Annotated in this window: 2 protein-coding genes; both read right to left on the reverse strand. The window is 52.3% G+C overall.

Annotation, left to right across the window (positions count from 1 at the left end):
* Positions 1–2399: histidine kinase (locus JW953_13710; protein ID MBN1993753.1), on the reverse strand; the 2399-nt coding region annotated here is incomplete at its 3' end.
* A gap of 319 nt (positions 2400–2718) precedes the next feature.
* Positions 2719–3666 (reverse strand): patatin-like phospholipase family protein, encoded by a 948-nt coding sequence (locus JW953_13715; protein MBN1993754.1) that lies wholly within the window; start codon positions 3664–3666, stop codon positions 2719–2721.
* Between the last annotated feature and the right edge of the window lie 440 nt (positions 3667–4106).

A 4106-nucleotide genomic window follows, 5' to 3' on the forward strand; every position in this document is an offset into this window, starting at 1 on the left:
ATCTTCAGCGACGCGCCTTCGTCGTTCCAGATGCCGTCATTATTGGAGCCTTTAACGCGCAGGGTATATTCGCCGCCCGGCAGGCCGGAGTAACGGCCAAAGCGGCGCGTTCCGGCCTGGTACCATTCCTGGTCAAATCCTTCCAGAATATAGGCGTACTGATTTTTTTGGGGCTGGGTGTAATTAAGCGCGGCGTATTCAAATTCAAAAAAGTTGTTGGGCCAATCCAGGGTCAATTCCTTGACTCTTTCCGGCGCCCGGTCTAAGGGCATCTCCTCGCCGCCCTGCTTCAACGCGGTGATATAAACCGGCGGCACGTAGGGATTATCCGTGATCTGATCGGGGTAAAAGCTATTGATCCCGTTTATGCCGCCGAACCACAAACTGCCGTCCCTGGCCTTGAGACGGGCGCTTTCAAAAAATATATCACCTTGCAAACCATCACTCTGGGTATACTGTTTCACATCGCCATTGTTGGGATTAAACCTAATAAGCCCGGCAGTTGTGCCCAGCCAGAGATCACCCTGGTCATCTTCCAAAATGCTGTTGATCTCGTTGGTGGGCAAGCCGGTTTCTGCGGTATAGCGGGTAAACGTCTCTTGCCCCGGATCAAACAGGTTAAGCCCGCCGCCAAAGGTGGCTACCCACAAGCGTCCGGCCATATCTTGGTAAACCTCAGTTGTTCTGTCGGCCCCAAGACTATGCGGGTCGTTTGGATGGTGGGTGTAGTGGGTAAAAGTTTCGGTTTGTTTATTGAATTTTTCCAGCCCGCCGGAGGTGGGTATCCAGAGATGGCCCTGCCCATCATCAAAGAGAGTATAAAATATATTGTTGGTCAGGCTGTTGGGGTTTTGCGGGTCCGGCACATAGTGGGTGAAGGTTTCGGTTTGTTTATTGAATTTTTCCAGCCCGGCATTCAGGGAGGCCAGCCACAGAATATTGGGGGCGTCCTTATCTTCAAGAATGAACCTCACCTGCTGGCTGGGCAAGATACCGGTGGGATCGTTTGGATCGGGGAGATGGTGTTTGGTTGTTTTGCCTGTCTCCCGGTCAAATACACTCAACCCACCGCCAAAGGTGCCAATCCAGAAGGCGCCGGCGCTGTCTTCCAAAATGGCCGAGACAAAAGCAGCGGGAATCCCCTGCGGATCATTGGGATCAGGCGGATAATGGGTTACAATCCCCGTGGTTCTGTCGAGCTTTTTCAACCCCTCCAATACCGTTCCGAACCAGAGGATGCCGGCGCTGTCTTCAAAGATGGGCGCAATGGGGATATTCAGCGCATTGGGGCTGGCCAGTTGCTGTTGGTATAACTGAAAATTCTGCATGTTTTTATCATATTTGTCTACCGCCCCCCCGCCGTTAACAACCCACAAAATACCGGAACGATCCTCAAGGACGGCCACGACAAAGCTTGAACTGATACTCTGGGGATTATCCGGGTCAGGGGCGTATCGAGAGAAGGTTTTGCGAGCCGGGTCTAAACTGCTCAAACCGTATTCCTGGGCAACAGCATGGGCTATCCAGAGGGCGCCGGAACTGTCTTCGGAGATATTGTAAACAAAATTATTTCCGATACTGTTAGGGTCGTCTGGATTGTGCATAAAGCGGGTAAACGTGCCGTTATCTTTTTCTAATCTATTCAGGCCGTTCTGGGTGCCCACCCACAAAACCCCGGCTTTATCTTCGTGAATGGCATTTATCCAATTATCGCTCAGACTCTGGGGGTTCTGGGGATCATTTTTATAGGCGGTAAAGGCTTCGGTCGCCCGGTCAAATTTATTTAAACCTTCTTTAGTGCCCACCCATAATGTTCCGGCGCTGTCTTCAAATATGGCAAAAACATGGCTATGACTCAGGCTATGGGGGTTATCCGGGCTATTTTGGTAATGGGTAAAGATGTTGGTCGCCGGGTCAAACTTATTGAGGCCATGGTCGGTGCCTATCCATAATATGCCGGCCTTATCTTCAAACAGCGCCTGCCGATTGGGGCAGGTAATGTTGTTGCTGTTCAAGCTGTGGGGATTATCAGGGTCATGCTGATAATAGGTGAAGGTGTTTGTGTTTTTATCATACCTGTTCAGACCCGTTGAACTTGTGCCCAGCCACAACATCCCCTTTTGATCTTCAAGCAAGGAGCAGGCTAAATTCTCCGATAGCGAATCAGGGCCTTGTTTGTACACCTGGATGTCCAGGCCGTTATATTTGATGAGTCCGCTTTTGGTGCCCATCCACAAAAAGCCGTCGCTATCTTGAATAAAAGCGCCCAGCGGCTCCGCGTTGAGTTGAACAGGGTGGTCAAATTTTACCTCGGGTTCCTGGGCTTGCAATGTTGGCCATGGCCAGAGAAGGGTCAATAAAATGCCCAGGAATAATATGGTTTTTAAGGATGTTTTCATTTTTCATTTCTCCATTGAAATGCATCCATTTAAACTAAATCCATCCAAACCGATGTGGAGTTATTTTCTTCCGGGGACTGAACTACAGAGAAGGTTGTCAACAGCCAGGGTAAAACACACACTACAGCCAGTAGGATTATCAAGGCAATCAGATGAGGTATGGTTGGCAAGCAAGGTATCATACCTTTTTCACCCTTGAAAACAGGTTTATGAAAATTTTTGCCTATGTTAACCATTATACCATATAATCACCAAACAGACATTCACATAATGAAATTACAGCGGAGGTTTTTGTTTGGGCGCGGCGAGGGGGAGGTGTTTAGGATGGGGGAACAGGTTGTTGAGATAAAGGCTTTCTCTCTCGTGAAAACAAGCGCCGCCAGGTGAGGTGGGCCCGGCGCAATCTGGATTGGAGCGCTTCGCGGATCTGGGGGAGCGCCTCCCGGGTGGCCTCTTCCCCGGCCGCAATGATTTCCCCGGCCCGGGTGAAACCGGTCAACACCGTAACGTCAACCGGAATTTGAGGGCGGATCAGTATCTCCGGTTGCGCTCGTTGGAGCCTGTTTTGGCTGAGGGCGGCAATCATGATCAATTCGGCCTGCCAGATATCCCGCAGAATGGCAGGTAAGGGCGGTTTGGCCGGGGCCTCGTCATTCTCTCCCGGCTCGCGGCAAGCCAGATTAGCAACCACATCCACCGCAATCACCACCTCGGCCCCTAACCGGCGCGCCACGTCGGCCGGAACGTTATTGAGCACCCCGCCGTCAACCAGCCGGCAGCCGTCTTTTTCTACCGGCGGGAATGCCCCCGGAATAGCCGTTGTGGCCAGCACTGCCTCTACCACCGAACCCTGGTTAAGAATCACTTCCTGGCCGCGCAAAAGGTCCACTGCGGTTAGGGCCAGGGGCAATTGGAGGGCGTCAAAGGTGAGGTTGTCGCCCAAAATTTGAGCAAAGTACTGCCGCACGCGCTGGCTACCCAGCAGGCTGTGCCAGGGCGGCGTCCAGGTGACCAATTTGACCAGGTGGCTCAGATCGGCCATGTGCAGCGCCTCGGTTTCCAGTTCTGCCAGAGATCGGCCCGCAGCATAGGCCGCCGCAATAACGCCGCCCATACTTGTTCCAACCAGGCAATCAAGGGGAACCTGTTCTTGCTCCAAAACCTTGAGCACCCCAATGTGCGCCAAACCGCGAGCGCCACCCCCACCCAGGGCCAGGCCAACGTGGGGTGGCCGAAACAAGAACCGGGAGCGATCAGAATTGTGCATGCCGGGGTAATTGTGCCTCCTGACTGTATACTACCAGCCGGTTTTGAAATGTCAAAATATGATTCAAATACGCCCTGCACAGGCTAAAGTAGTTTTGTGACCTTACGGTTAAAGAAAAGAGCAAGCTGCTATTTCCCCGGCTTGCTCTTACTCTCAGAACGTCTCCAACTAACCGCAGATACTATGCTCGCTTTAACCACAGCCCCCACCGGCGGCTTTTTTGACCACCATTTTTACCTTTGGGGTGTAGTCAATATCAAAATCATGAGGTTCGGGGGTTGAGGCGGGATATTGCGCGCCTAACGCTGCGGGGAAGGTGTAATGCAGGGTATCATCGCCGGGAACGGCATTACCAAGAGGGCCTGTTGACCGGCGGGGTCCAGCATGTGCCAGGCTTGCCAATAGATGAAGGTATACAAATCGGCGATGCTTTTGCCCCG

The organism is Anaerolineae bacterium, from assembly GCA_016931895.1.
In the GTDB taxonomy this organism is placed as follows: domain Bacteria; phylum Chloroflexota; class Anaerolineae; order 4572-78; family J111; genus JAFGNV01.

Excerpts from the sequence above, each read along its gene's own strand:
- JW953_13715 (MBN1993754.1), bottom strand. The coding sequence starts at position 3,666 with ATGCACAATTCTGATCGCTCCCGGTTCTTGTTTCGGCCACCCCACGTT.